At 69.2% G+C, this 24,841-nt stretch carries 30 protein-coding genes; 9 read left to right on the plus strand and 21 right to left on the minus strand.

What is annotated here, in order from left to right:
* Positions 1-4: 4 nt before the first annotated feature.
* Genes NQV15_RS12965 through NQV15_RS12975 form a run of 3 tightly spaced genes read right to left on the minus strand, consistent with a single transcriptional unit; the run spans position 5 to position 2,608 of the window.
* On the minus strand, positions 5-784 hold the full coding sequence (locus NQV15_RS12965) for an enoyl-CoA hydratase/isomerase family protein (RefSeq protein ID WP_232401987.1): 780 nt from the start codon (positions 782-784) through the stop codon (positions 5-7).
* Entirely contained in the window at positions 777-2,087 is a 1,311-nt protein-coding gene (locus tag NQV15_RS12970) for an MFS transporter (RefSeq protein ID WP_232401976.1), read from the minus strand. Before NQV15_RS12970 ends, NQV15_RS12965 begins: the two co-directional genes overlap by 8 nt.
* Positions 2,084-2,608, minus strand: coding sequence for an ArsR/SmtB family transcription factor (locus tag NQV15_RS12975; protein ID WP_232401966.1), 525 nt, complete (start codon positions 2,606-2,608; stop codon positions 2,084-2,086). The genes NQV15_RS12970 and NQV15_RS12975 overlap by 4 nt, the downstream gene beginning before the upstream one ends.
* A gap of 121 nt (positions 2,609-2,729) precedes the next feature.
* Here NQV15_RS12975 and NQV15_RS12980 point away from each other — a divergent pair, with 121 nt between their 5' ends.
* Positions 2,730-3,590: an NUDIX domain-containing protein gene (locus NQV15_RS12980; RefSeq protein ID WP_232401964.1), complete on the plus strand. Its 861-nt coding sequence runs from the start codon at positions 2,730-2,732 to the stop codon at positions 3,588-3,590.
* A gap of 142 nt (positions 3,591-3,732) precedes the next feature.
* Here NQV15_RS12980 and NQV15_RS12985 read toward each other — a convergent pair whose 3' ends face one another.
* The 7 genes from NQV15_RS12985 to NQV15_RS13015 all read right to left on the minus strand — a co-directional run bounded on the left by NQV15_RS12985 (position 3,733) and on the right by NQV15_RS13015 (position 9,637).
* Positions 3,733-4,701: a hypothetical protein gene (locus NQV15_RS12985; protein ID WP_232401961.1), complete on the minus strand. Its 969-nt coding sequence runs from the start codon at positions 4,699-4,701 to the stop codon at positions 3,733-3,735.
* Positions 4,698-5,621 carry a hypothetical protein gene (locus NQV15_RS12990; RefSeq protein ID WP_232401959.1) on the minus strand — a complete coding sequence of 308 codons (924 nt, stop codon included), beginning with the start codon at positions 5,619-5,621 and terminating at the stop codon, positions 4,698-4,700. The genes NQV15_RS12985 and NQV15_RS12990 overlap by 4 nt, the downstream gene beginning before the upstream one ends.
* A 111-nt stretch (positions 5,622-5,732) precedes the next feature.
* Positions 5,733-6,644, minus strand: a complete 912-nt coding sequence (locus NQV15_RS12995) for a tetratricopeptide repeat protein (protein WP_232401957.1) — start codon at positions 6,642-6,644, stop codon at positions 5,733-5,735.
* A 32-nt stretch (positions 6,645-6,676) separates the two neighbouring features.
* Complete coding sequence (locus NQV15_RS13000; protein WP_232401955.1) at positions 6,677-7,225, minus strand: PH domain-containing protein; 549 nt, start codon at positions 7,223-7,225, stop codon at positions 6,677-6,679.
* 7 nt (positions 7,226-7,232) lie between these two features.
* The gene (locus tag NQV15_RS13005) at positions 7,233-7,391 is read right to left on the minus strand and encodes a hypothetical protein (RefSeq protein ID WP_232401953.1); all 159 of its coding nucleotides are present in this window, start codon (positions 7,389-7,391) and stop codon (positions 7,233-7,235) included.
* Between the two features lie 73 nt (positions 7,392-7,464).
* Positions 7,465-8,427: a methylmalonyl Co-A mutase-associated GTPase MeaB gene (gene meaB, locus NQV15_RS13010; protein WP_232401951.1), complete on the minus strand. Its 963-nt coding sequence runs from the start codon at positions 8,425-8,427 to the stop codon at positions 7,465-7,467.
* 19 nt (positions 8,428-8,446) lie between these two features.
* Positions 8,447-9,637 carry an acetyl-CoA C-acetyltransferase gene (locus NQV15_RS13015; RefSeq protein WP_232401949.1) on the minus strand — a complete coding sequence of 397 codons (1,191 nt, stop codon included), beginning with the start codon at positions 9,635-9,637 and terminating at the stop codon, positions 8,447-8,449.
* Between the two features lie 130 nt (positions 9,638-9,767).
* Between NQV15_RS13015 and mce the strand changes: the two genes are divergently transcribed.
* The 3 genes from mce to NQV15_RS13030 all read left to right on the plus strand — a co-directional run bounded on the left by mce (position 9,768) and on the right by NQV15_RS13030 (position 12,969).
* Entirely contained in the window at positions 9,768-10,220 is a 453-nt protein-coding gene (gene mce, locus NQV15_RS13020) for a methylmalonyl-CoA epimerase (RefSeq protein WP_232401947.1), read from the plus strand.
* Between the two features lie 84 nt (positions 10,221-10,304).
* Entirely contained in the window at positions 10,305-11,642 is a 1,338-nt protein-coding gene (ccrA, locus tag NQV15_RS13025; protein ID WP_232401945.1) for a crotonyl-CoA carboxylase/reductase, read from the plus strand.
* Between the two features lie 133 nt (positions 11,643-11,775).
* Positions 11,776-12,969: a coiled-coil domain-containing protein gene (locus NQV15_RS13030; RefSeq protein ID WP_232401934.1), complete on the plus strand. Its 1,194-nt coding sequence runs from the start codon at positions 11,776-11,778 to the stop codon at positions 12,967-12,969.
* 2 nt (positions 12,970-12,971) lie between these two features.
* Here the strand turns inward: NQV15_RS13030 and NQV15_RS13035 are convergent, their stop codons facing one another.
* Genes NQV15_RS13035 through NQV15_RS13045 form a run of 3 tightly spaced genes read right to left on the minus strand, consistent with a single transcriptional unit; the run spans position 12,972 to position 15,278 of the window.
* A complete protein-coding gene (locus NQV15_RS13035) occupies positions 12,972-13,766 on the minus strand; it encodes an alpha/beta hydrolase (protein WP_232401932.1) in 795 nt (264 codons plus the stop codon).
* A 4-nt stretch (positions 13,767-13,770) separates the two neighbouring features.
* Entirely contained in the window at positions 13,771-14,037 is a 267-nt protein-coding gene (locus NQV15_RS13040; protein WP_232401931.1) for a hypothetical protein, read from the minus strand.
* 50 nt (positions 14,038-14,087) lie between these two features.
* A complete protein-coding gene (locus NQV15_RS13045) occupies positions 14,088-15,278 on the minus strand; it encodes a 3-hydroxyacyl-CoA dehydrogenase NAD-binding domain-containing protein (RefSeq protein ID WP_232401929.1) in 1,191 nt (396 codons plus the stop codon).
* Between the two features lie 69 nt (positions 15,279-15,347).
* On the opposite strand from NQV15_RS13045, the gene NQV15_RS13050 reads away from it, so the two are divergent.
* Positions 15,348-15,743: a hypothetical protein gene (locus NQV15_RS13050; RefSeq protein ID WP_232401927.1), complete on the plus strand. Its 396-nt coding sequence runs from the start codon at positions 15,348-15,350 to the stop codon at positions 15,741-15,743.
* Entirely contained in the window at positions 15,740-16,417 is a 678-nt protein-coding gene (gene nucS, locus NQV15_RS13055; protein ID WP_232401925.1) for an endonuclease NucS, read from the plus strand. The genes NQV15_RS13050 and nucS overlap by 4 nt, the downstream gene beginning before the upstream one ends.
* An 11-nt stretch (positions 16,418-16,428) precedes the next feature.
* Here the strand turns inward: nucS and NQV15_RS13060 are convergent, their stop codons facing one another.
* Positions 16,429-16,863, minus strand: coding sequence for an SSI family serine proteinase inhibitor (locus tag NQV15_RS13060; RefSeq protein ID WP_232401923.1), 435 nt, complete (start codon positions 16,861-16,863; stop codon positions 16,429-16,431).
* Complete coding sequence (locus NQV15_RS13065; RefSeq protein ID WP_232401921.1) at positions 16,856-17,380, minus strand: ferritin; 525 nt, start codon at positions 17,378-17,380, stop codon at positions 16,856-16,858. Before NQV15_RS13065 ends, NQV15_RS13060 begins: the two co-directional genes overlap by 8 nt.
* A gap of 68 nt (positions 17,381-17,448) precedes the next feature.
* Here NQV15_RS13065 and NQV15_RS13070 point away from each other — a divergent pair, with 68 nt between their 5' ends.
* On the plus strand, positions 17,449-17,631 hold the full coding sequence (locus NQV15_RS13070; RefSeq protein WP_232401919.1) for a hypothetical protein: 183 nt from the start codon (positions 17,449-17,451) through the stop codon (positions 17,629-17,631).
* Between the two features lie 109 nt (positions 17,632-17,740).
* Positions 17,741-18,517, plus strand: coding sequence for an isocitrate lyase/PEP mutase family protein (locus tag NQV15_RS13075; RefSeq protein WP_232401917.1), 777 nt, complete (start codon positions 17,741-17,743; stop codon positions 18,515-18,517).
* 66 nt (positions 18,518-18,583) lie between these two features.
* Here NQV15_RS13075 and NQV15_RS13080 read toward each other — a convergent pair whose 3' ends face one another.
* Positions 18,584-20,557, minus strand: a complete 1,974-nt coding sequence (locus NQV15_RS13080) for a protein meaA (protein ID WP_232401916.1) — start codon at positions 20,555-20,557, stop codon at positions 18,584-18,586.
* 119 nt (positions 20,558-20,676) lie between these two features.
* Between NQV15_RS13080 and NQV15_RS13085 the strand changes: the two genes are divergently transcribed.
* On the plus strand, positions 20,677-21,249 hold the full coding sequence (locus tag NQV15_RS13085) for a cob(I)yrinic acid a,c-diamide adenosyltransferase (RefSeq protein WP_232401914.1): 573 nt from the start codon (positions 20,677-20,679) through the stop codon (positions 21,247-21,249).
* Between the two features lie 3 nt (positions 21,250-21,252).
* Here NQV15_RS13085 and NQV15_RS13090 read toward each other — a convergent pair whose 3' ends face one another.
* From NQV15_RS13090 to NQV15_RS13110, 5 genes are all read right to left on the minus strand, one after another.
* A complete protein-coding gene (locus NQV15_RS13090; protein ID WP_232401913.1) occupies positions 21,253-21,438 on the minus strand; it encodes a CDK5RAP3 family protein in 186 nt (61 codons plus the stop codon).
* A 143-nt stretch (positions 21,439-21,581) separates the two neighbouring features.
* Positions 21,582-22,028, minus strand: coding sequence for a DUF2550 domain-containing protein (locus tag NQV15_RS13095; RefSeq protein WP_232401911.1), 447 nt, complete (start codon positions 22,026-22,028; stop codon positions 21,582-21,584).
* A 30-nt stretch (positions 22,029-22,058) separates the two neighbouring features.
* Positions 22,059-22,448: a F0F1 ATP synthase subunit epsilon gene (locus NQV15_RS13100; protein WP_232401908.1), complete on the minus strand. Its 390-nt coding sequence runs from the start codon at positions 22,446-22,448 to the stop codon at positions 22,059-22,061.
* Positions 22,448-23,899 (minus strand): F0F1 ATP synthase subunit beta, encoded by a 1,452-nt coding sequence (gene atpD / locus NQV15_RS13105; protein ID WP_232401906.1) that lies wholly within the window; start codon positions 23,897-23,899, stop codon positions 22,448-22,450. Before atpD ends, NQV15_RS13100 begins: the two co-directional genes overlap by 1 nt.
* Positions 23,900-23,904: 5 nt before the next feature.
* Complete coding sequence (locus NQV15_RS13110) at positions 23,905-24,840, minus strand: F0F1 ATP synthase subunit gamma (protein WP_232401905.1); 936 nt, start codon at positions 24,838-24,840, stop codon at positions 23,905-23,907.
* Position 24,841: the final 1 nt, after the last annotated feature.

The raw sequence follows: 24,841 nt of genomic DNA on the forward strand, positions 1-24,841 counted from the left end.
GGGCTCAGGAGCCGGTGAAGGTCGCCTTGCCCGGGCCGTTCTCCACGAATGAGGTCATGCCGGCGGTCCGGTCGTCGGTCGCGAACAGGCCCGTGAACTCGGCCCGCTCGATCTCCAGGCCCGTCTGCAGGTCGACCTCGAGGCCGCGGTCGACGGCACCCTTGGCGGCCCGCAATGCGAGCGCCGGTCCGCCCACGAACTGCGAGGCCCACTCGACGGCCTTGGCGTAGACCTCGTCGGCGGGGTGCAGCTGGTCGACCAGGCCGATCGCGAGCGCCTCCTCGGCGTTCACGAAACGTCCGGTGAAGATGATGTCCTTGGCCTTGGCCGGGCCGATGAGCCGCGACAGGCGCTGCGTCCCGCCGGCCCCGGGGATGATGCCGAGCAGGATCTCCGGCTGGCCGAGCTTGGCGTTGTCGGCAGCGAAGCGCACATCCGTGGCCAGGGCGACCTCGCAGCCACCGCCCAGCGCGAAGCCGGTGATGGCCGAGATCGTGGGCTTGCCGATCGCCGCGAGCTCACGCGTGAACGCCTGGATGCCGTGGGCACGCGACACCATCTCGGCGTACGTCAGCGTCGCCATCTCCTTGACGTCCGCGCCGGCTGCGAACACCCGCTCGCCGCCGTAGACGACCACGGCCGCGATGTCGTCACGCGCATCGGCCTCACGGGCGATCTCACCGAGCTCGCCCTGCATCTGCGCGTTGAGGGCGTTCATCTTGGGACGCTCGAGCCAGATCGTGCCCACGCCGTCCTTGACCTCGAGCCGGACGAATTCACTCATCGATTGCCTCCACACCGTCGCGGACGGCTGGCGCGCCGTCGTCGCGACCGAGCATAGGAGGTGCGTCACGTCCTGCGGCGCGGGACCCGTGTCGAGCCTTGACGAGAAACAGTGGCGCGGCTGCGGCCAGCACGACGCCTCCCACGATCATGGCCGAGCCCGTCGAGGCGGACGTCGCGATCGCACCGAGCGTCACCCCGCCGAGCGAGGCACCCGGGTGCAGCAGCATCGACGCGAGCGACAGCACGGTGGCCCGGTGCGTGTTGTCGACCTGCTCGTGCAGCAGCGTCTCGAATACCGCGGCTGACGCCGAGTGCAGCGCATACGTCGCGATCAGCCCGCCGATGAGCCCGACCGGCCCCATCGCGAGCCCCATGCAGACGACCGTCGACCCCTGCAGGAGGCGCAGGGCCACTGACACCTGCACCATGCTCCACCGCCTCAGCAGCAGAGGGACCGCCGCCACGCCCAGCGCCGAGAAGGCCCACGCCGCTGCGGTGACCGGACCCATGATCGAGGCGGCCTCGTCGCGGTCGCCGAGCAGCTCTCCCAGACGAACGGGGGTCAGCGTCTCGAACGCGATGATCCCGAATCCCCAGAACAGCTCCACGGCCACGAGCGCCCGCAGCACGCGCGATGACCTGAGCAGACGGACCCCGTCCCCGATCATGCGCGGCGACTGCCCGATCGCGTGTCGCAGGCTCGCCGGACGGTCGGCCCGGCTCTCGTCCATCAACAGGAGCGCGGCCACGACCTGCACCACCGCGAGACCAGCCGCGATCCAGTACGGCAACGCCAACGACTCGACGCCGTCCAGCGGCGCCCACGCGACCAGGAGCCCGGACAGCACGGCTCCCGTGGCGATCGAGGCCCCGACCACGCTGGCATGCCCCGACAGCCCCTTGGCGACCGTCGCGGTCCGGTCGGTGATCGTCTCGTCGTCGTGCACGGAGTCGACGAACCAGGCGTTCAGCGGACCACTGTCGAGCGCGCGGTAGAGCCCCGCCAGGCCGGCCGCCGCCATGTACGCGCCGACGCTGTGCGCCAGGGCGAAGGCGGTGTACGACCCGACTGCGGCCACCGCGGACGCCACGAAGACCGGCCGGCGTCCGAGGACATCCGTCAGAGCACCGGTCGGCAGCTCGAGGCACAGGACGACCACCCCCTGCAGCGCGAACGCCGCACCCATCTCGGCCACGGACAGCCCGCGCTCCAGCGGGAGCAGCGCCACGACGGGCACGACGAGGCCGGTCGGCAGCCATCGCAGGGCGGCGAGGAACCAGAAGCGCGTCCGGATCGTCATGCCGTCTGCGGCAGCGTCAGGACGTGCAGGGCGACGTGCACGGCTCCGCCGCGGTGCGCATATCCCTCGATCACCGCGTGCACGTCGTCGAGCATCTGCTGCAGCTCGTCCGGGTCGAGCCGCAGGTCGTAGTCGCTGTGCCCGATGCCGGGCATGGGCTCGGTCCATGCCTCGAGACCGTCACACAGGTGCTGCTCCTGCCGGCGGCGCACGGCGTCGAGATACTCCCGGCCGCCGTCGAGGTCGGCGAGGGCGGACGGAAGGACGGTCGCGTCGTGCAGGGCCTGCCACCGACGCTCCCGGCCGGACGGCTGTTCGGGAGCGTCCCCGACGAAGCCGAAACGCTCCAGCTGTCTCAGGTGGTACGACGTCGAGCCGCTCGACTCCCCCAGCGCCCGGGCGAGCTCCGACGCCGTCGCCGGGCCCTCGATGCGCAGGAGCCCCAGCAGCGCCATGCGCAGCGGGTGAGAGACGGCCTTGAGCGTCTCCAGGTCCTCGACGGTCTTGCGGGTGATCGCCATGCCCCGACCCTACGACCGCAAAGAATTCTTTGCAACGAACTCTTTGCATATATTCCGGGCGTATTCCAGCCTGTGCGACACGCGGGCTGCTGGCACACCTGCATCCGGCTAACCTGAGCCCATGACGGTGACACTGCGCGACGGCGACCTCGTCCTGGAGCCCACCTCCGGTTCCGCGGAGTTCACCGGTTTCGCGATCGTGCTGGACGGCGAGCGCGTCGGCACGGTCGCCCTGCGCACCGAGTCGTCGGACATCTGCTCGATCCGCTGGAACTCGCGGATCGAGCAGCCCTTCCTCGTGGCCCGCGCGCTGCGCCTGGCCCTCCAGCACGCCTTCGTGGCGATGGCCGTCGGACGGGTCGAGGTGCGCCTGCCGGTCGGCTCGACGCGCGACATCCGCGCCGCCTCGATGGGTGGCCTGCGCCGTGAGGGCATCATCCGCCTGCCGGGCGAACGTCCCGACCAGCTGCTGATGGCACGACTCGTGGACGATCCCCCGTCCGACACCAGCGCCGGGTTCACCGCGATCCTCAACGCCGGCCTGCCGACCAAGCGGGTCATCGGGCAGGGACTGGTGCGCGACGAGCGGGGCCGGGTGCTGCTGTGCGAGCTGACCTACAAGCGTGAGTGGGATCTTCCCGGGGGCGTCATCGAGGTGGGCGAGGCGCCGTCGGTCGGCCTGGTGCGCGAGCTGGAGGAGGAGCTCGGCATCACGGTCGAGGTGCACGACCTGATCACCGTCAACTGGCTGCCCGCGTGGCGCGGCTGGGACGACGCCTGCATCTTCTTGTTCGACCTCGGCGTCGTCAACAGCTCGATCACCCAGGACATGTCGTTGCAGCCCAGCGAGATCAAGGCCGTGCACTGGTGCGAGCCGGACGAGGTCCGCGACCGGGCGACCGCCGCGGCGATCGAGCTGCTCGCGGCCATCGAGACCGGTCACGTGCCCACCTATCGCGAGGCCCCCAAGGCCGCCGAGTAGCCCCCGGGTTGGACCGAGGATGAGGGTTTTGGGCAGCTGGGACTACCCCAATCCCTCACCCTTGCCCGCGCCGTGGACCGAGGATGAGGGTTTGCGGTAGCCCTGACGACCCGAAACCCTCATCGTCAGTCCCCCCTGGGGCTCAGCGGACGGCCGTCTCGCCGCCCTCGCCGCTGACGACGCCGCCGTACTGGCCCAGCGCGCGCGGCTTGCCGGCGTCGCCGGGTATCTGCAGGAGCACCTGGTGCAGGTAGCTGAGCTTGCCCGAGCCGGAGATGCCCTGCGACAGGAACGCCTGCTGCGGGGACCCCTCGGGCCAGGTGATCGTGAGGCCGTCCTGGACGGTGTAGGTGTCCTGGCGCAGGAGCGTGACGAATGCCAGCGCGCCGCCGTCGGACGTCCGCAACGCGTACCGGACGTCCTGGGCCTCCCAGGTCTGCGAGAACTTCACGCCCTCCAGCCCGCCGTTGGTCGCCGCGGCCGCCCGCATCTGCTTGATGAAGGCGTCGTCGGCGATCGAGGACGCCTCCGGCGCCTTCGGATCGGCGAGCACCGCGGCATACGCCGTCGCGGCGTCCTGCGCCGACATCGGCAGGCCCGAGCCGTTCTTCGGGTCGACGGTCACGGCCGCGCCCGACGAGCGCCGGATCGTCGGGATCGTCGTGCCGGCGAGGGTCTCGGGGCTCGCGGTCAGCAGCCACGGGTCGACCGATGAGGAGCGCTCGAAGATCTGGACCCGGTTGACGCCGAGTGCCTCGTCCCGCACGACGGCGTAGAACCACAGCGGGTACTTGCCGAAGCGGGGCGTCTGGACGTCGGTGACCTCGACCTTCGCGGTGTCACCCTTCTGCGTCTTGGCCAGGCGCTGGGAGACCTCGAAGGATCCGGTGTCGATGGCCAGCACGGCATCGGTCTCGACGGTCGACAGCGGCTTGGGGTCCAGCAGCTCGATGGCCGAGTTGCGGACCTCGCGATAGCGCTCGAACACCTCGGAGACGTCGGCGGGACGCGCCGCGGTCTTCTCCGGCGTGAGGTCGTCGCGCTGGTGCGGCACGGCGCACCCGGCCAGCGCCAGGCAGCAGGCCAGACCCAGCAGGATCGTCCGCCTCATGGCCGCTCCTGCTCGTCGACGACCTCGAAGTCGGCCAGCTCGTCCGCGCTGACCTCGTGCTCGACGCCGTCGTCGTCGACGTACACGTAGACGACGTCCTCGGGCCCGGCCGGCTCCGGATCGGGTGCGGGGGTCCGCTCGACGTTCTCGACGACCTCGACCTCGACCTCCTCGGTGACCTCGAGCTCGGCTGCCTCCTCCGGTGAGATCTCGCGCTCCACCCCGTCCTCGTCGACGTACACGTAGACGATCTCCTCCTCGACGGCCTCGGGGCCCTCGTCGTCCGGGTCGGGTCCGTCCGGGTCCTCCCCGTCGTCCGGCCACGCCGGTCCGCGCAGCAGCCAGAAGCCCGACCACAGCATGGCCAGCCCCACCAGCAGCACTGCTGCGGCCTTCCAGAAGCCGCCCGCGACGCCGTACGCCACCGTGACCTGCAGGCCGGAGAGGTTCGATGAGCCGACCGACAGGATCGCGATCGACACGGTCTCGTCGGGCAGCCGGGTGCTGATCGAGGCACCACCGAGGCCGGCCCCGCTGTCGATCCACCAGTCGAGCGCGGTGGGCGCGCCCGGCAGGTTCGGCTCGCCGTCCATCTCACGGGTCGCGATCTTCCACGGACGGGAGAACCGGGTGATCTCCAACCGCTGCGTGCCACCGACGAAGTCCTGGACGTCGACGGCGTTGCCGACGCCGACGAAGATCGGCTTGCGCACGGGGACCTCGGCCAGGACGTCGACCTGCACGTCTGCCCACCGGATCGCCTTGGGCGCGGTGACCACCGCGATGTCATCGGTCTCGATCGGGTGCGGTCCGGTCGTGATCCGGTTGTCCGGGCCGAGCACCGCCATCACGGCGATGCCCGCGACGGCCACGAGCGCACCGAGCAGGCACAGCGCCCAGCCCGCCCAGGTCGACCGCATCCCCCACGCTTCCTCTCACGACACCGCCCCACGGCGCCGTGCCGACCCTACCGTCGCGAGGCTCCTGACGCCGGGAGGAAACGACCGTTGCGGGGCGGGTCGTCGCGCGACTCAGAACAGGGCGGTCGCCAGTGAGCGACGGGCTGTCATGACCACCGGGTCGGCGATGCCCACGACGGTGAACAGCTCGAGCAGACGTTCGCGGACGGTCTCGCGCTCATCGCCCGATGTCCGGCGCACGAGATCCAGCAGCCGGGCGAAGGCATCCTCGACGTGGCCACCGCTGATGTCCAGGTCGGCCACCAGCATCTGCGCCTGCAGATCATCCGGGTCGGCGGCGGCCGCCGCGCGTGCCGCCTGCAGATCGGCGCCCTTGGTGCGCGAGAGCCACTTGACCCGGGCCAACCGCTCGGCGACCTCGACATCGGCCGGGTACTGCACGCGCAGCTTCTCGTACTCCGCGACCGCGGTGTCGAAGTCGCTGGCCATGAAGGCCTCCTCGGCGGCGGCGAAGCGCGGGTCCTCGGGCTCCTCGGCCTCCTGGTCCTCTGCGGGCGCGCCGCCGACCGGTTGCGCCCGGCCGGTCACCCCGTTCTCGGCGGCGATCTTGACCAGCTCGTCGAAGAACCGGCGCATCTCGGTCTCCTCGACGGTGCCCTGGAACAGCGGCACCGGCTGGCCCTTGACCAGTCCGGCGACGTACGGGACGCCCTGCACGCCCAACGCCTGGGCGATCTGCGGGTTCGCGTCCACATCGACCCGGGCCAGCACGATCTGCCCGCCGTAGCTGTTGACGACGGCTCCGAGGGTGTCGTTGAAGTCAGCGCTCTGCGGCGCCCGGGCCGACCACAGGCCGAGCACCACGACGTACGACATCGACGCCTCGAGCGCGGCGGTCTGGAACGACCTCTCGTCGATGTCGACGACGTACGAGCCCGCTCCCCCTGTCGCAGCGGGCGCCGGGCGCGCGGCGGACTGCTTGAGCGCGGACAGATCGATGGCTCCGGGGCGCGAGAAGTTCATGACGCCATTGTAGGAACAGGGTGCCGCTGAGGTCAGTTGCCGTCCATCAGCCGTTGTTCCATGGTCTTGCCGCGCAGGCCCGAGCGCTGGATGACGCGCTGGATCGTGAGGTCACGCCCATCGGGGTCGCCGATGAAACGGATGTGCCGCAGTCCCTGCGCCTGGGCGGCGGACTCGAAGATGAAGTGCCCGAACCCGATCAGCCGGCCCAGCAGCGGCTTCTCGACGGTGATGTCCAGGATCCGGGTGATGGGCATCGTCGCGATGCGCACCGAGAAGACCCCGCTCATGCGGAAGACCCGCATGTTGGTGATGACGAAGACGTCGCGCTGCTCACGGGCGGTCAGGTACACGGCGTGCAGCACCAGTCCGAGGAACAGCACGATGAAGAGCCAGCCCAGCGAGATGGGTCCGATCACGGCCAGCACGAGCAGCAGCACCGCCGCGATCACCTCCGCGACGGCGCGCCAGTACACGATCCAGTGATGGCGCACGAGATCGATCACCATCTCTCCCTCGTCGGAGAGCAGGTGTCGGTCGACGTCCTGGTCGGGCAGACGATCCAGCAGCGCCCGGATCATCGTTCTCCTAGCTGCTCAGCTCGTTGAAGAAGACGCCGATCTGCTCGAAGGCGTCCATGATGCCCTCGAAGGCGTCGCTCACGGCGTCCGCTGCACTGGCCGGGGTGTTCAACAGGTAATAGATGATGAACCCGACGAGGAGCAGCCCGATGATCTTCTTCAGCACGCGCCAAGTCTGGCCCGTCATCCCGGCCGGCGACGGCAGGCGCGCCGGGCGCGACGCACATACCGCGCCGGTCTCAGAGCGTCTCGACGAGCGTGTCGGCGGCCGCGAACGGGTCGGTCCGCCCGTCCAGCACCTCGGCCGCCAGCGTGTCGAGGCGGGCGTCGCCGGACAGGTGGGCGAACCGCGACCGCACCTCGGTGAGCGCGAGCGCCTCGATCTCACGTCGGACGCGGGCGAGCCGGCGACGGGTCAGCTCCCCCGACTCGTCCAGGTGCCGGCGGTGTTCCTCGATCGCCTCGACGACCTCGTCGACCCCGGCACCGGACGTCGCGGTGGTCAGCAGGATCGGCGGTTTCCAGGCGCCGTCCGGGCGGTCCGTCATGCCGATGACCGACCGCAGCTCGCGGCGGGTCGACTGGGCACCGTCCCGGTCCGCCTTGTTGACCACGAAGACGTCACCGATCTCCAGGATCCCGGCCTTCGCCGCCTGGATGCCGTCGCCCATGCCGGGCGCCAGCAGCACCAGGGTCGTGTCGGCGAGCCCGGCGATCTCCACCTCGGACTGCCCGACGCCGACCGTCTCGACCAGCACGACATCGCAACCGGCCGCGTCGAGCACCCGCAGGGCCTGGGGAGCCGTGGCCGACAGCCCGCCGAGGTGCCCACGGCTGGCCATCGACCGGATGAAGACGCCGTCGTCGAGCGCGTGGTCCTGCATGCGCACGCGGTCACCGAGCAGCGCCCCGCCGGAGAACGGCGAGGTCGGGTCGACCGCGAGCACCCCGACGCGGCGGCCCTGGGCACGCAGCGCGGCCACCAGGGCGGAGGTCGACGTCGACTTGCCGACCCCCGGCGAACCGGTGATGCCCACGATGTGGGCCCTGCCGGTCAGGGGCGCCAGCGCCGCGCTGACCTCCCGCAGGGACGGCGACCGGTCCTCCACCAACGAGATCAGTCGCGCCACCGCCCGTGGTTGCCCGGCACGTGCTTGCTGCACGAGCTCGGCCACGGGAATGGCGCGACTGTTCTTCGTCACGTGAACGCGGTGCCGCGTGCTACTGCTTGGGGACGCGGATGATCAGCGCATCGCCCTGACCACCGCCGCCGCACAGGGCCGCCGCACCGGTGCCGCCACCACGACGGGCCAGCTCGAGGGCGAGGTGCAGGACGACGCGGGCGCCGCTGGCGCCGATGGGGTGGCCCAGGGCGATCGCGCCGCCGTTGACGTTGACGATGTCCTCGGAGATGCCCAGCTCGCGGGCGCTGGCCAGGCCGACGGCGGCGAAGGCCTCGTTGATCTCGACCAGGTCCAGGTCGGCGGGCGTGATGCCCTCCTTGGCGACGGCCTGCTTGATCGCGTTGGCCGGCTGGCTCTGCAGGCTCGAGTCGGGTCCGGCCACGACACCGGCGGCACCGATCTCCGCGATCCAGGACAGTCCGAGCTCCTCGGCCTTGGCCTTGCTCATGACGACGACCGCTGCGGCGCCGTCGGAGATCTGGCTGGCCGAGCCGGCCGTGATGGTGCCGTCCTTGGCGAACGCCGGACGCAGCTTGCCCAGCGACTCGACGGTCGTGTCGCCGCGAACGCCCTCGTCGGCGGACACCACGATCGGGTCGCCCTTGCGGGTGGGGATCTCGACCGGGACGATCTCGTCGTCGAAGACGCCGTTCTTCTGGGCCGTCGCGGCCAGCTGGTGCGAGCGGGCGCTGAAGGCGTCCTGCTCCTCGCGGCTGAAGCTCTGGACGTCCTTGTTGATCTGCTCGGTCAGGCCGCCCATGGCCTGATCGGTCATGGCGTCCCACAGGCCGTCGAAGGCCATGTGGTCGGTGAGCTTGGTGTCGCCGTACTTGGTGCCCTCACGGGAGCCGAGCAGCAGGTGCGGCGCCTGGGTCATCGACTCCTGGCCACCGGCGACGACGACGTCGTACTCACCGGCGCGGATCAGCTGGTCGGCCAGCGCGATCGCGTTGATGCCCGACAGGCACACCTTGTTGATGGAGACCGACGGGACGTCCAGCGGGATGCCGCCCTTGAACGCGGCCTGGCGCGCGGGCATCTGACCGGCGCCTGCGGTCAGGACCTGACCCATGATGACGTAGTCGACCTGGTCGCCGGTGATCCCGGCCTTCTCCAGTGCTCCCTTGATGGCCAGACCACCCAGGTCGGAGCCGGAGAGGGTCTTGAGACCGCCCAGCAGGCGGCCGATCGGGGTGCGTGCGCCGGCAACGATGACGGACTGGGTCATGAGGAGCTCCTTCGAGGACAGTCTCGGTGAAAGACAGTATGTGCACTTTACCCAGCGGTAACGCGCCAGCGACCTGAGTGTGCCTCGGATCACCCGCCCGGGCCGGGTCGGTTGCCATACCCTCATCAGCATGACGTCCCCGTTGGTTCCTGACCACCTCCTGCTCACGATCGATCACGTCGGCATCGCCGTGCCCGATCTCGACGACGCCCTCGAGTTCTACGCCAACACCTTCGGCCTGCACTCGGTCCACGAGGAGGTCAACGAGGAGCAGGGCGTCCGCGAGGCGATGCTGGCCGTCGGCGACTCCGACACCCGCATCCAGCTGCTCGCTCCCCTGAGCGAGGAGTCGACGATCGCCAAGTTCATCGCCCGCAACGGCCAGGGCATCCAGCAGCTGGCCTACCGGGTCGCCGACATCGAGGCCGTCTCCGCGATCCTGCGCGAGCGCGGCGTCCGGCTGCTGTACGACGCGCCCAAGCGTGGGACGTCGGACTCGCGAGTCAACTTCGTGCATCCCAAGGATGCCGGCGGAGTCCTCGTGGAGCTGGTCGAGCCGGCCGCCGCACCGTCCGCACACTGAGTTCTGGATCACACACCTTGCGGATGCCGAGTCAGGTTACGGCTCGGTAACATCGCCGGAATATCTCTACCTGGAGGCCCACCCGTGCAGCAGATTCTCGATGCCATCCTCGCCGGCGACACCGCCCCCGAGGACTTCGCGTCCATCCCCCTTCCCGACTCCTACAAGGGCATCACCGTCCACAAGGACGAGGTCGACATGTTCGAGGGGATGGCCAGCCGCGACAAGGATCCGCGCAAGAGCCTGCACCTCGACGACGTGCCGATCCCCGAGCTCGCACCGGGTGAGGCCCTGGTCGCGGTCATGGCCAGCGCGATCAACTACAACACCGTGTGGACCTCGATCTTCGAGCCCGTCTCGACGTTCGGCTTCCTCGAGCGCTACGGCCGCCTGAACGAGTACTCCAAGCGGCACGACCTGCCGTACCACGTGGTCGGATCGGACCTGGCCGGCGTCGTCCTGCGCACGGGACCGGGCGTCAACGCCTGGAAGCCGGGCGCCGAGGTCGTCGCCCACTGCCTGTCGGTCGAGCTGGAGAGCCCCGACGGCCACGACGACACGATGATGGACCCGCAGCAGCGCATCTGGGGCTTCGAGACCAACTTCGGCGGCCTGGCCCAGCTGGCCATCGTCAAGGCCAACCAGCTGATGCCCAAGCCCGATCACCTCAGCTGGGAGGAGGCCGCCAGCCCCGGTCTGGTGAACTCCACGGCGTACCGCCAGCTGGTGTCCAAGAACGGCGCGCACATGAAGCAGGGCGATGTCGTCCTGATCTGGGGCGCCTCGGGCGGCCTGGGCTCCTATGCGACCCAGATGGCGCTCAACGGTGGAGCCATCCCGGTCTGCATCGTGTCCTCCCCCGACAAGGCCGAGATCGTGCGCTCCCTGGGTGCCGAGCACGTCATCGACCGCTCCGCCGAGGGCTACAAGTTCTGGAAGGACGAGCACAACCAGGACCCGAAGGAGTGGAAGCGCTTCGGCACCAAGATCCGTGAGCTCACCGGCGGCGAGGATCCCGACATCGTCTTCGAGCACCCGGGCCGTGAGACCTTCGGTGCCAGCGTCTACGTCGCGCGCAAGGGCGGCACGATCATCACCTGCGCGTCGACCTCGGGCTACATGCACCAGTACGACAACCGGTACCTGTGGATGAACCTGAAGAACATCAAGAGCTCGCACTTCGCGAACTACCGCGAGGCCTACGAGGCCAACCGCCTGATCGACAAGGGTCTGATCCACCCGACCGTGTCGCGCGTCTACTCCCTGGAGGAGACCGGGCAGGCCGCCCTGGACGTGCACCACAACCTGCACCAGGGCAAGGTCGGCGTGCTCTGCCTGGCCCCCGAAGAGGGCATGGGCGTGCGGAACGAGGAGAAGCGCGCCAAGCACGTCGACGCGATCAACCGCTTCCGCGGCGTCTGAAAACCGACACCACCGACAGGCACCCGTACGGCCGGCAGCGGTCGTACGGGTGCCTGTTTTCTGCGGGTAGGGTTGATCTCACCAGACGACGCTGCCTGCTACCAGCCTCTTCCTTGTCACGATGGGATTCAGCATGTCCGACCAGCCCGGTTTGTCCATCTTCGACTCAGCCTCGAGCGCCCGCCCGACGTCATTCCCGGTGGCGCGCCGCGGCGGCTACGACAGCGATGCCGTCGATGCCTGGGTGCGCACCCAGACCGCGGAGTTCCACCGGCTGAGCGAGGCGCTGCGGATCAGCCAGAGCGAGAACGAGAAGCTCGCCGAGACCGTCCAGGAGCTCACCGAGCGGGTCGAGAACATCCAGACCCCCAGCTACGCGGGGCTCGGACACCACGCCGCGCAGCTCCTGGGACTGGCCGAGCAGGAGGCCGATGACGTCCGCAGCCGGGCGGCTCGCGAGGCCGAGGAGCTGGTCAGGCACGCCGAGGAGGAGGCCGTCATCGTGCGGGCCACCGCACAGCACGAGGCCGAGGAGCTGCGTGGACGTGCGGTCGTCGAGCTGGAGCAGAAGCGCAAGCAGCTGCTCGAGGACGCCGAGGCCATGCGCGCCCAGGCCGCCGCCGACACCGCCGACCTGCGCGCGCAGGCCGAGCGTGAGGCCGCCCAGCTCAAGCTCGCCGCCGAGCAGGAGGCCCAGAACCTGCACCTGACCGCGACCCGCGAGGTCGAGCAGGCCCGCGCCGCGGCCGACCGTGAGGTCACCGAGGCCCGCCGTGTGCTGGCCGTGGAGAAGGAGCGCCTGGCCCGCGAGGCGACCGAGAACCACGCCTCGGCCATGGAGAAGACCGCCAAGCTCGTGCAGGACGCCGAGACGCGTGCCAGTGCCGCCGAGGAGCGCGGCCGCGACGTCATGGCCCAGGCCGCCAAGGCGCGTGAGGCCGCGGTCGCCGAAGCCGCTCGTCTGGTGGAGGCCGCCAAGGTCGAAGCAGCACAGGTGGTCGCCAGCTCTGGTGCCGAGGCCAAGAAGATCCGCGCCACCGCGACCGCCGAGGTCGACCGCCAGACCCGCGCGCTGCGCGCCGAGGTCGAGGAGCTGCAGCGCCGCCGCGACGGCATCATGGCCCAGATGGGTCAGCTGCGCGACATCGTGGCCAGCTTCGCCCCCGAGATCAGGGTCGAGAACCCGACCGTCGCGGCCGACGACACCGCGGCATCGGTCGAGGACGACGAGGACACCGTCGAGGCGGCGGATGCCGGGGTCACGGACGTCGAGCCCGAGGCCGACAACGACAGCACGCCGGAGAAGCGCGCCCCGAAGGCTGGCTGAGGCTAGTCCGCCGGCTGCACGGGGACGTCGCTGAACGCGGCGACCGTGCGGTCGGCGTACGCCGAGGAGTCCGCGCGCTCCATGGGGCCGTCCCAGGTGTCCGGCAGCGGCACGCGGACCTCCGGGGCGAGCTTGCGGGTGATCTCGTCGAGCACCCGCTCGGAGTCGCCGACCCACAGGTGCTTGGCGCCGTCGACCGCGATCACCTCGGCCTGCGGGATCGCCGCGAAGCGCTCGCGCGCCTCCGGCGGCTGCAGGTAGTCGTCGTGCTCGGGCACGATCGCGGTGACCGGCTTGCCCGACTGCGCCCAGGCGTCCAGGTGCTCGGGCTTGGAGTAGCGCAGCGGCGGTGACAGCAGGACGATCCCGGCGACCGACGGCTCGAGGCCGTACATCAAGGTCAGGTCGGTGCCGAAGGACCAGCCGACCAGCCAGATGTTGGGCAGGTCGGCGAACTCGGCGTGCTCGACCGCAGCCGCGACGTCGAACCGCTCCCCCACCGCGTTGTCGAAGGCGCCCTCGCTCGTGCCCTGCACGCTGGAGGTGCCCCGCGTGTTGAAACGCAGCACGGCGATGTCGGCCAGCGCCGGCAGGCGGTAGGACGCCTTGCGGAACAGGTGGCTGTCCATCATGCCGCCGTGCGTGGGCAGCGGGTGCAGGCAGATCATCGTGGCCACCGGCGGCCGCTCGGGCGGGAGCGCCAGCTCACCGACCAGCTTCAGGCCGTCGGCGGTCTCGAGGGTGATGGGCTCCCGCCGGGCAGGCAGGACGGAGTTTCCACGGATTCGCTGAGTCAATGATCTAGTGCTTCCTCGTCCAGCAGGCGGTGTGCCAGTGCCGGCGTTCGTCGATGGCGGCGTCGCTGAGCAGGGACTTCTCGACCGGCCAGGCCACGACGTGCCGCATCCCGCGGCGGATGAGCTGGGAGCAGCCTGGGCACCGGTAGTCCTTCAGGGACGAGCCCTGGGTCGGCCGCACGAACCAGTCGCCGTCGGCCTTGCGCTCCTGCACCTCGCTGCTCGCCCTCAACGGCGGCGCCGTCGGTCGGGCGACACGTCTGCGGGGCATGCGTCCAGTCTACGGTCGGACCGGACGCTGCCCGCAGCCCGCACGCGCCGTCAGTAGGTGTGGAAGCCCTCGCCGGTCTTGCGCCCCAGCTTGCCCTCGGCGACCTTCTGCTCCAGGGTCCGGGCGGGCTGCCAGCCGGCGTGGCCGAAGGTGCTGACCAGCGATCGCTGGATCGCCAGGGACACGTCGTTGCCGACGACGTCCAGCAGCTGGAACGGGCCCATCGGCAGCTGGGTCGACCGCAGCGCCTCGTCGATCTCCTCGACGCTCGCCACCCCGGCCTCGGACAGCTTGATCGCGTCGTTGAGGTAGGGGAACAGCAGGGCGTTGACGATGAAGCCCGCGCGGTCGCCGCACGAGACCGGGTGCTTGCCGATGGCCAGGCACAGGGCGCGGACGGTCTCGTCGACCTCCTCGGACGTCTCGTCCGCCGTGACGACCTCGACGAGCTTCATGACGGCCGCCGGGTTGAAGAAGTGCATGCCGATGACGTCCTGGGGACGCTTCGTCGCCGCGGCGCAGGCGTTGATCGACAGCGATGACGTCGTGGTGGCCAGGATCGCGCCGGGCTTGGCGATGGCGTCCAGGTCGGCGAACAGCTCGAGCTTGACGTCCAGGTCCTCGGCGATGGCCTCGACGACCAGATCGGCGTCGGCCAGGGCCGAGCGCTCCGTGGCGCCCGTCAGGCGGGCCAGGACCGTCGCCTTGCCGTCCTCGTCGAGCTTGCCGCGGGAGACGGCCTTGTCCAGGCTCTTGGTGATCGCCGCGACGACACCGGCGATCTTGTCGTCGCTGCGGCCGATGACGGTCACGTCGTAGCCGGCCTTGGCGAAGACCTCCACGATGCCGGAGGCCATCGTGCCGGTGCCGACGACGCCGACCCGGCTGATCTCGTGGCGCAGCTGCGGCACCGGGACGTCCCCGGCGGCGGCGCTGGCGAAGGTCGTGCCGTCGGCGGCCTGCGTCGTCAGGACCGAGGCCGGCTGGTGCACCTCGTCGCCGGTCTCGGCGTAGAGCTTGTCCAGACCCGTCACGAGGGCCTGGGCGCCGATGGCGTCCGCCAGCGCAAGGGGCCCGACGGGGTAGCCGCAGCCGAAACGCATCGCCGCATCGATGTCGTCGCTGGTCGCGTACCCGCTCTCGTACATCGTGGCGGCGTGGTTCAGATAGGGCAGCAGCAGTCTCCGGACGACATCAGCGGCCGGGTCACTGTGGGTGAGACGATCGACGATCTCCTGCATGGCTACTCCTCAGTAATAAAGCGGTCGTGCCACACTAGCGTGACCTTGTCCACTGCCCTAGGGGGAAGCATGCATCGACGCGTGACGCTCGCCACTGCCATCGGCGGCGCCATTCTGACCGTTCTCGCGGGCTGCGGTTCTGACGGCTCTGCCGGCGAATCCACACCCGCTCCGACGACCCCGTCGGAGACGGCCAGCGCGACACCGTCGGTCGATCCCAGCAGTCCTGATGCGACCACCCTCAGCGGCGACTGGCAGATCCCGGCCGAGGACTACGTGCTGCACCTGGCCGATGACGGCACGTTCGTCGAGGACTTCCAGGGGGTCGTCGACTTCCGCACCGGCAAGTACCAGGTCGACGGCGACACCATCTCGCTGGTCGGCGACGACGGCAACACCGACAAGGGCACGATCGAGGGCGAGACGCTGAAGTTCACGCTCGGCACCGCCACCCGCGTCGAGTGAGACTGGTCATCGCCCGCTGCCAGGTCGACTACGCAGGACGACTGGCGGCACATCTTCCGTTGGCCACCCGGCTCATCATGGTCAAGAACGACGGCTCCGTGCTGATCCACTCCGACGGCGGCTCGTACAAGCCGCTGAACTGGATGAGCCCGCCGTGCACCCTGCGCGAGGGCCAGTCCGATGACGGGGTCATCGAGTGGACGGTCACGGCCGGCAAGACGGACGACACGTTGCGCATCCGCATCGAGGAGGTCCTGCACGACTCGGCCCACGAGCTGGGCGTCGACCCCGGCCTGCAGAAGGACGGCGTCGAGAAGCACCTGCAGGAGCTGCTGGCCGAGCACACGACCGCGCTCGGCCCCGGCATGAGCCTGGTCCGACGTGAGTTCATGACCGCGATCGGCCCGGTCGACCTGCTCTGCCGCGATGCGAGCAATGCCTCGGTCGCGGTCGAGATCAAGCGCCGGGGCGACATCGACGGCGTCGAGCAGCTGACCCGCTACCTGGAGCTCATGAACCGCGATCCCGCACTGCGCCCCGTCCGGGGCATCTTCGCGGCGCAGGAGATCAAGCCCCAGGCGCGGGTACTGGCGGCGGACCGCGGCATCGAGTGCGTCGTGGTGAACTACGACGAGCTGCGCGGCATCGACGACCCGTCCCTGCGCCTGTTCTGACCCCGCTGCGCTTACTGCAGCGGGACGTTGAAGAACGTGGTGCCGAGCTTCTCCCAGCGCTCGATCTCGCAGCCGTCGGCGCGGCTGAACGTCGCGTCGATCTTCTCGCCGTCGAAGGTGCCGGTGACCGACGCGGTCTGGGGGCCGCCGTAGATCGTCGTGCAGGCCCGGTCCTTGGGCACGGCATCGAACACCGAGGCCCCGGCCTCCGCGAGCGCGTCGCAGGCCTGCTGCGCCTGCGGGTGATCTCCCCCAGCCGGATCGCAGGTCAGCCGGTAGGTGGACGTCTTGGCGTCCTCCGCAGGCGTGACCACGATCTTCAGGGACGTCGCGGACGCCGACGGGTCGCCGGACCCCTTGGGGGCGGAGTCGTCGCTCGAGCCGTCCGAACCGCATGCCGACAGCACCGCCAGCACGGCGGCTGCGGCGATCGTCGCGCTACGCACCGGCGATGGGCGGTGCGGTCGGGTCGGACTGCTCGCCCTTGTCCTCACGGGCGACCCAGTCCTCGATGCGCTCGTAGTCGTGCTTGGAACGAGTCACCACGGCCAGCAGATCGCTCATCTTGGCCAGCTCCTCGACCTGCTCCTTGATGAACCACTGCATGAACTGGTCCGAGGCGTAGTCGTGGTTCTCGCGCGCGATCCGGGTCAGGTCGTTGATCTGCTCGGTCACCTGCTTCTCCTGCGCCAGCGCCGCGACGACGGGCTCGACGACGTCCTCGAAGTCCAGCCGGGGCGCGGGCAGGCCGGGGATGCGCGGCGTGTGATCGGCGTCCAGCAGGTACTGGACCATCATCATCGCGTGATCGCGCTCCTCGCGGGCCTGCTGGTAGAACAGCGCGGCCATCTGGGGCATGGTCAGCGCGTCGTAGTACGTCGCGATCGCGATGTACTGCTGGTGAGCGCTGAACTCGTGACCGATCTGCTCGTTGAGCCGTTCGACGAATGCTGGTGCAGCCATGTGTCCCATGTTCCTTGTCTAGCACCAAAGTGAGGTGAGCCTCACCTTGCGCTGGTATCGTCTCGAATGTGTCACCGAAGCCCAAGAAGAAGTGCTGCAGCGACAAGCCTGCCTGCAAGCGCTGCCCCTTGCGCATGATGCGCGAGGGAACCCTTCCCGAGGGCTACACCGTCAAGAAGCGCAAGCTCGTCAAGGTCAAGTCATCGGCCAAGAAGTCCGGTTCGAAGACCTCGACGAAGATCGCCGCCTGAGCGGTGACCCGAGCGTAGGGCAACGTAGGCCCTCGGTGCCACGAAGGCGTGGCTAGCCTCAGGACCCGTTGAGCCTGCGAGACGAGCGGCGACCTCCTACCGTGGAGCGATGACCGATCTCACCGCACAGTCGCAGAAGCTGCTGGCCCTCCACGCCGATCCCGCCCTGCTGAAGGTCGTGAACGTCTGGGACGCCATCACCGCCCGCGTCGTCTCGGGCGTCGACGGGATCGAGGCGCTGGCCACCGCGAGCCACTCGATCGCCGCCGCGCACGGCTACGAGGACGGCGAGCACATCCCCGTCGACCTGATGATCGAGGCGATCGGCACCGTGGTCGCCGCGACCGATCTGCCGGTGACCGCCGATCTGGAGGCGGGCTACGGCAATCCCGGCGAGACGGCCCGCAAGGCGATGTCCGTCGGCGTGGTGGGCGCCAATCTCGAGGATCAGATGAAGCCGCTGCCCGAGGCCGTCGCCGCCGTCGAGGCCGTCCTGGCCGCCGGCCACGCCGAGGGCATCGACTTCGTGCTCAACGCCCGCACGGACGCCTTCGTCCTGGCCGGTGACCGGCCGCACGCCGATGTCCTGGCCGATGCGATCGAGCGCGGCTCGGCGTACCTCGCCGCCGGCGCCCCGCTCGTGTTCGTCCCCGGCCTGCTGACCGAGGACGACGTAACGGCGTTCGTGGACGCCTGGGGACCGCAGAAGCTCACCGTCATCGGGGTGCCCGGCTCGCTGCCGCTGGAGCGCCTGGAGGAGCTGGGCGTCGCCCGCGTGTCGTACGGCCCCACCAGCCAGTCCGTCGCCCTCATGGCCCTGCAGGACCTCACCCGGGACATCGTCGCCGGCGGCGCCCTCCCCGCCGACTTCCGCCCCCTCAACTGACGCCGCTGGCCCTGACGTCTTGACCACGACACGCCGAGCGGGTCGGTCAAGACGTCAGGCCCAGCGTCAGGCGAGGTCGTTGGCGGCGCGGATCTCGTCGACGATGCGGTCCATGATCGCGGTCATGCCGAAGTCCTTGGGAGTGAACACCGCGGCGACCCCGGATGCCTCGAGCCGGCGGGCGTCCGACTCGGGGATGATCCCGCCGACGATGAGCGGGACGTCGCCGATGCCAGCCTCGGCCATCGCGGCCTGCACGTCCGGCACCAGCTCCATGTGCGACCCCGACAGGATCGACAGGCCGATGCAGTGGACGTCCTCGGCCACGGCCGCGGCGACGATCTGCGCAGGCGTCAGGCGGATGCCCTGGTAGACGACCTCGAAGCCGGCGTCACGGGCACGGACCGCGATCTGCTCGGCACCATTGGAGTGACCGTCCAGCCCCGGCTTGCCGACCAGGAAGCGCAGCCGCGTGCCCAGCTCGTCGCCCGTCTGCTGGACCCGCTCACGCACGGCGGTCAGCTCGGCGCCGGCCTCGGCGGCGGCGGACACGCCGCTGACGCCCGTGGGGGCCCGGTACTCGCCGAACACCTCACGCAGCGCGCCGGCCCACTCCCCGACCGTGGCGCCCGCCCGGACCGCGGCCAGCGTCGCCTCCATCAGGTTCGCATCGGTCTTGGCCTCGCTCTGCAGGCGAGCCAGCGCCTCGTCGACGGCACCCTGGTCACGCTGCTCGCGCCACTGCTGCACGTCGGCGATGGCATTGGCCTCCGCCTGCGGATCGGCGGTCATGATCGCGGTGTCCAGATCGGCGGTCAGCGGGGACGGCTCGGTCTCGACATAGGAGTTGACGCCCACGACCAACAGGTCACCGGCCTCGATCTTGGCCCGGCGCTCGGAGTGCGAGCCGACGAGCGCCTGCTTCATGTAGCCGGACTCGACGGCCGCGACGGCGCCACCCATGGCCTGCACCCGGTCCATCTCGGCCTTGGCGCCCTCGCACAGCTCGGCGACCTTGGCCTCGATGACGACCGAGCCCTCGAAGATGTCGTCGTACTCCAGCAGGTCGGACTCGAAGGCCAGCACCTGCTGCAGGCGCAGCGACCACTGCTGGTCCCACGGACGCGGCAGGCCGAGGGCCTCGTTCCAGGCCGGGAGCTGCACCGCGCGGGCGCGGGCGTCCTTGCTGAGCGTGACTCCCAGCATCTCCAGCACGATGCGCTGGACGTTGTTCTCGGGCTGCGCCTCGGTCAGGCCCAGGGAGTTGACCTGGACGCCGTAGCGGAAGCGGCGCATCTTCGGGTCCTGCACGCCGTAGCGCTCGCGGGTGATCTCCTCCCACAGGCGCCCGAAGGCGCGCATCTTGCAGGTCTCCTCGACGAAGCGGACGCCGGCGTTGACGAAGAACGAGATGCGGCCGACGACCTTCTCGAACTCCTCCTGCGGCACCTGCCCGGAGTCGCGCACCGAGTCGAGCACGGCGATCGCCGTGCTGAGGGCGTAGGCGAGCTCCTGCGTCGGGGTCGCTCCGGCCTCCTGCAGGTGATAGCTGCAGATGTTCAGCGGGTTCCACTTGGGGATCGTGCTGACGGTGTACGCGATCATGTCGGTCGTCAGCCGCAGCGACGGGGCCGGCCCGAACACGTACGTGCCGCGGGACAGGTACTCCTTGATGATGTCGTTCTGGGTCGTGCCCGACAGCAGCGCCGGATCGACACCCTGCTCCTCGGCCGCGACCTGGTACATCGCCAGCAGCCACATCGCCGTGGCGTTGATGGTCATCGAGGTGTTCATGGTGTCCAGGGGGATGTCCTGGAACAGACGCCGCATCGCGCCCAGGTGCGGGATCGGGACGCCGACCTTGCCGACCTCTCCCCTGCTGAGCTCGTGATCGGGGTCGTAACCCGTCTGTGTCGGCAGGTCGAAGGCGACCGAGAGACCGGTCTGACCCTTCGCCAGATTGCGCCGGTACAGAGCATTCGACTCGGCAGCGGAGCTGTGACCGGCATATGTGCGCATCACCCAGGGCTTGTCAGGCATGCGGGTCAGGTTACCTGTCCGTAACCTGCCACGGCGAGACTGCGGCGCGGATCACATGCACGTCCTGCTCGCACCCGCCCCGGCCGCGAGCAGGACGCGGCGCCTCTACACTCCAGTCCATGGTGAACCTGACGCGTATCTACACCCGCACCGGCGACGACGGCACGACGAACCTGGGCGACATGAGCAAGACCAGCAAGCTGGACCTGCGCATCGCCGCCTACGCCGACGTCGACGAGGCCAATGCGCAGATCGGCTTCGCGATCTCGCTCGGCACGCTCGACCCGGACGTCGTGGCCATCCTGACCCACATCCAGAACGACCTGTTCGACGTCGGGGCCGATCTGTCGTGCCCCGTGGTCAAGAACCCGGAGTATCCGCCTCTGCGGGTCGAGACCGACTACATCGACCGCCTCGAGGCGTGGTGCGATCACTACAACGAGCAGGTGCCGAAGCTGCGTTCGTTCATCCTGCGCGGGGGGACGCCCGCTGCCGCGGCCGTCCACATTGCGTGCACGGTGACACGCCGTGCCGAACGATCAGCCTGGGCGGCGATCGAGCAGCACGGCGAAACCATGAACATCCTCACCGCCAAGTACCTCAACCGGCTCAGCGACCTGCTGTTCATCCTGGGCCGTCACGCCAATCGTGAGACGGGCGATGTGCTGTGGGTGCCGGGCGGCGAGCGCTGAGGATCAGTCCCAGTCGATGCGCAGCGTCGAGACGCCGCCGCCGATCGGCTTGGGGGCATCCCAGTCGATGGCCTTGCTCGGCTTGGCCGGCTTGGGCGCGTCCCAGTCGATGATCTTGGCCTTCTTGACCTTCTGAACCTTGGCCGAGACCGAGTCACTGGCCGGGGCGGCAGAAGCTGCGGGAACCACTCCGAAAAACGCGACGGACGATACGAAAACTCCGACGACAAGACGCTTCATCACTGCGGTCACCTTTGGTCCGGGGGGAACGGGCCGAGACCCGAAGAATGTCCCATGATTGTGCCCGCCCCCGGGGCCGGCGTCAATCAATTTCAGACAACGTTGTTGACACGTTGTCCAGGCGGGGACGACTCGAGCCAGGACAGCAGCCCGGTGAGCGCGTTGGGGCTCATCGCGAGCTGCTTGACCCCCACCGGGTTCTCGGTGCTCACGATCAGGTGACCGGGGTGGATCGCGTGCACCTCGTCGCCGACCGGGTCACGCCTGCCATCGATCTGCACCTCACCGCGGGTGAAGCGGTACCGCGGACGCCACGACAGCGAGAACGTGCGGAACCAGCACAGCTCGGTGTCGCCGTAGACCGCCAGGCCGTGCATCCAGCCCTTGGCCTGGGCCTCGCTGCTGCGCGTCACGCTCATGTCGAAGGTGCCGCCGGCGCGGGCGATCACTCGCCCGCGCACCAGCAGCCCCACGAGAAGCAGCACCAAGAGGACCACGACGAACAGCAGGGAGTCGACCATCCACCACCACAGCGGCACGGCAAACCCTCCTCAGCCAGACCCCGAGTCCTAGGACGTCTTGTCGACGAGACGCAGCTTGGCCTCGGCGCGACGCACGGCGGCGTCGTCATCGTCGGCGCGGGCAGCGTCCAGGTCGGCCTTGACCGCCGCGGCGTCGATCTCCGAGGCGAGGAAAGCGTCCTCGCTCAGGATCGACACGTGGTTGTCCGAGACCGACAAGAACCCCTCATCGACCGCTGCACGAACCGTCTCGCCGTCCAGCGGCCTGATCTCGACGACGCCGGCGACCAGCAGGGACAGCAGCGGAGCGTGCCCGGGCAGGATGCCCAGGTCGCCCGACACCGTCCGCGCCAGCACCTCGCCGGCCTGGCCCGACCACACGACGCGGTCGGCGGCCACGAGCTCGACCTGGATGGCCTTGCTTGCATCGTTCGCCATCAGAGGCTCTTCTGGATTTCTTCCCACTTCTTGTCGACGTCTTCGAGACCGCCGCACATGAAGAAGGCCTGCTCAGCCACGTGATCGTACTCGCCGTCACAGATCTTGGTGAAGCCGTCGATCGTCTCGTCGATGGAGACGGTCGAGCCCTCGATGCCGGTGAACTGCTTGGCCACGTAGGTGTTCTGCGACAGGAAGCGCTGGATACGACGCGCGCGCGACACGAGCGTCTTGTCCTCTTCGCTGAGCTCGTCGACACCGAGGATCGCGATGATGTCCTGGAGCTCCTTGTTGCGCTGCAGGATGCTCTTGACGCGGTTCGCGGTGTTGTAGTGATCAGCGCTGATGTAGCGCGGGTCGAGGATGCGCGAGGTCGACGTCAGCGGGTCCACGGCCGGGTAGATGCCCATCGACGCGATCTCACGGTTAAGTTCGGTCGTGGCGTCCAGGTGCGCGAACGTCGTGGCCGGAGCCGGGTCGGTGTAGTCATCGGCCGGCACGTAGATCGCCTGCAGCGAGGTGATCGAGTGACCGCGCGTCGAGGTGATGCGCTCCTGGAGCACACCCATCTCGTCGGCCAGCGTCGGCTGGTAACCCACGGCGGACGGCATGCGGCCGAGCAGCGTGGAGACCTCGGAACCGGCCTGCGTGAAGCGGAAGATGTTGTCGATGAACAGCAGCACGTCCTGCTTCTGCACGTCGCGGAAGTACTCGGCCATCGTCAGGGCCGACAGGGCGACGCGAAGACGCGCTCCCGGCGGCTCGTCCATCTGGCCGAAGACGAGGGCGGTCTGTCCGAGGACGCCGGCCTCCTCCATCTCGACGATGAGGTCGTTGCCCTCACGGGTGCGCTCACCGACACCGGCGAACACCGACACACCACCGTGGTCGCGGGCCACGCGGGCGATCATCTCCTGGATCAGCACGGTCTTGCCGACGCCGGCGCCACCGAACAGGCCGATCTTTCCGCCGAGCACGTACGGCGTCAGAAGGTCGATGACCTTGATGCCGGTCTGGAACATCTCGGTCTTGGACTCGAGCTGATCGAAGGCAGGCGCCTTGCCGTGGATGCCACGACGCTCCTTGACCTCCCAGACCTCACCCTCCTTGAGGTTCATGACGTCGCCCGTGGTGTTGAACACCTTGCCGAGCGTCTCGTCACCCACCGGCACCATGATCGGTCCGCCGGTGTTGATGACCGTCGAGCCGCGGACGATGCCGTCGGTGGGACGCAGGCTGATCGCGCGGACCAGTCCGTCACCGATGTGCAGGGCGACCTCGAGGGTCAGCGTCTCGGTGACGCCGTCGATCGTGGCGTCGACCTTCAGCGCGTTGTACATGTCGGGGATGGCGTCGCTCGGGAACTCGATGTCGAGCACCGGGCCGATGACGCGCGCGACCCGGCCGGTGGCCAGCTCGGTGGTCTGGGTCTCTGCGGTGTTGGTAGGCATCTCTCTCACTCACTCCCAGCGGAGGCGTCAGCAAGCGCGTTGGCGCCGCCCACGATCTCGCTGATCTCCTGGGTAATACCGGCCTGGCGGGCCTGGTTGGCTGTTCGGGTGTACTTCTCGATGAGGTCCTGCGCGTTGTCAGTGGCCGACTTCATGGCCTTCTGACGGGCCGCGAGCTCCGAGGCCGAGGCCTGCAGCAAGCAGTAGTAGATGCGGCTGTGGATGTACTTGGGAAGCAGCGCGTTGAGGACCTCGTGTGCCGACGGCTCGAACTCGTAGAGCGGCAGGAGGTCTTCCTCGGCCGGGGCCTCGGTTCCCGCCACGACTTCCAGCGGGAGCAGACGGATGACGTCCGGCACCTGCACCAGCATCGACTTGAACCGGGTGAACACCACGTGCAGCTCGTCCGCCGCAACGAGCGGGTCGAGCTCGTCCGCCTCGTCATCGCCGTCGATGTGGAACGTCCGGACCAGCGTGTTGCCGATCTCTCGCGCGTGGGAGTACTCCGGCTTGTCGGAGAAGCCCGTCCACGACTTCACGTAGTCGCGGCCGCGGAAGTTGTAGTACGCCTCGGCCTTGCGGCCCGAGAGGTACAGATCAACGTCCTTGCCCTCGCTCCTCAGCTTCTCGACGAGACGCTCGGCCTCCTTCATGACCGATGCCGAGTAGGCACCCGCCAGACCGCGGTCGCTCGCGATGACCAGGACCGCGGCCTTGTTCCGGTCGCTCTTCTCCGTGGTCAGCGCGTGCTCGACGTTGGAGAAGGTGGCGACAGCAGCCACGGCGCGCGTGAGCTCACGGGCGTACGGCGCTGCCGCCGCCGCCCGCTGCTGCGCCTTGATGATGCGCGACGCAGCGATGAGCTCCATGGCGCGGGTGATCTGCTTGGTCGCCTGGGTGGACCTGATCTTCGCGCGTAGCTCGCGTACCGATGCTGCCATC

It is taken from the genome of Aeromicrobium wangtongii (genome assembly GCF_024584515.1).
Classification (GTDB): domain Bacteria; phylum Actinomycetota; class Actinomycetes; order Propionibacteriales; family Nocardioidaceae; genus Aeromicrobium; species Aeromicrobium wangtongii.

Coding starts and splice junctions, on each gene's coding strand:
- NQV15_RS12965 (WP_232401987.1), bottom strand. CDS start 784: ATGAGTGAATTCGTCCGGCTCGAGGTCAAGGACGGCGTGGGCACGATC.
- NQV15_RS12970 (WP_232401976.1), bottom strand. CDS start 2,087: ATGACGATCCGGACGCGCTTCTGGTTCCTCGCCGCCCTGCGATGGCTG.
- NQV15_RS12975 (WP_232401966.1), bottom strand. CDS start 2,608: ATGGCGATCACCCGCAAGACCGTCGAGGACCTGGAGACGCTCAAGGCC.
- NQV15_RS12980 (WP_232401964.1), top strand. CDS start 2,730: ATGACGGTGACACTGCGCGACGGCGACCTCGTCCTGGAGCCCACCTCC.
- NQV15_RS12985 (WP_232401961.1), bottom strand. CDS start 4,701: ATGAGGCGGACGATCCTGCTGGGTCTGGCCTGCTGCCTGGCGCTGGCC.
- NQV15_RS12990 (WP_232401959.1), bottom strand. CDS start 5,621: ATGCGGTCGACCTGGGCGGGCTGGGCGCTGTGCCTGCTCGGTGCGCTC.
- NQV15_RS12995 (WP_232401957.1), bottom strand. CDS start 6,644: ATGAACTTCTCGCGCCCCGGAGCCATCGATCTGTCCGCGCTCAAGCAG.
- NQV15_RS13000 (WP_232401955.1), bottom strand. CDS start 7,225: ATGATCCGGGCGCTGCTGGATCGTCTGCCCGACCAGGACGTCGACCGA.
- NQV15_RS13015 (WP_232401949.1), bottom strand. CDS start 9,637: ATGACCCAGTCCGTCATCGTTGCCGGCGCACGCACCCCGATCGGCCGC.
- mce (WP_232401947.1), top strand. CDS start 9,768: ATGACGTCCCCGTTGGTTCCTGACCACCTCCTGCTCACGATCGATCAC.
- NQV15_RS13030 (WP_232401934.1), top strand. CDS start 11,776: ATGTCCGACCAGCCCGGTTTGTCCATCTTCGACTCAGCCTCGAGCGCC.
- NQV15_RS13040 (WP_232401931.1), bottom strand. CDS start 14,037: ATGCCCCGCAGACGTGTCGCCCGACCGACGGCGCCGCCGTTGAGGGCG.
- NQV15_RS13045 (WP_232401929.1), bottom strand. CDS start 15,278: ATGCAGGAGATCGTCGATCGTCTCACCCACAGTGACCCGGCCGCTGAT.
- NQV15_RS13050 (WP_232401927.1), top strand. CDS start 15,348: ATGCATCGACGCGTGACGCTCGCCACTGCCATCGGCGGCGCCATTCTG.
- NQV15_RS13065 (WP_232401921.1), bottom strand. CDS start 17,380: ATGGCTGCACCAGCATTCGTCGAACGGCTCAACGAGCAGATCGGTCAC.
- NQV15_RS13075 (WP_232401917.1), top strand. CDS start 17,741: ATGACCGATCTCACCGCACAGTCGCAGAAGCTGCTGGCCCTCCACGCC.
- NQV15_RS13080 (WP_232401916.1), bottom strand. CDS start 20,557: ATGCCTGACAAGCCCTGGGTGATGCGCACATATGCCGGTCACAGCTCC.
- NQV15_RS13085 (WP_232401914.1), top strand. CDS start 20,677: ATGGTGAACCTGACGCGTATCTACACCCGCACCGGCGACGACGGCACG.
- NQV15_RS13100 (WP_232401908.1), bottom strand. CDS start 22,448: ATGGCGAACGATGCAAGCAAGGCCATCCAGGTCGAGCTCGTGGCCGCC.
- atpD (WP_232401906.1), bottom strand. CDS start 23,899: ATGCCTACCAACACCGCAGAGACCCAGACCACCGAGCTGGCCACCGGC.
- NQV15_RS13110 (WP_232401905.1), bottom strand. CDS start 24,840: ATGGCAGCATCGGTACGCGAGCTACGCGCGAAGATCAGGTCCACCCAG.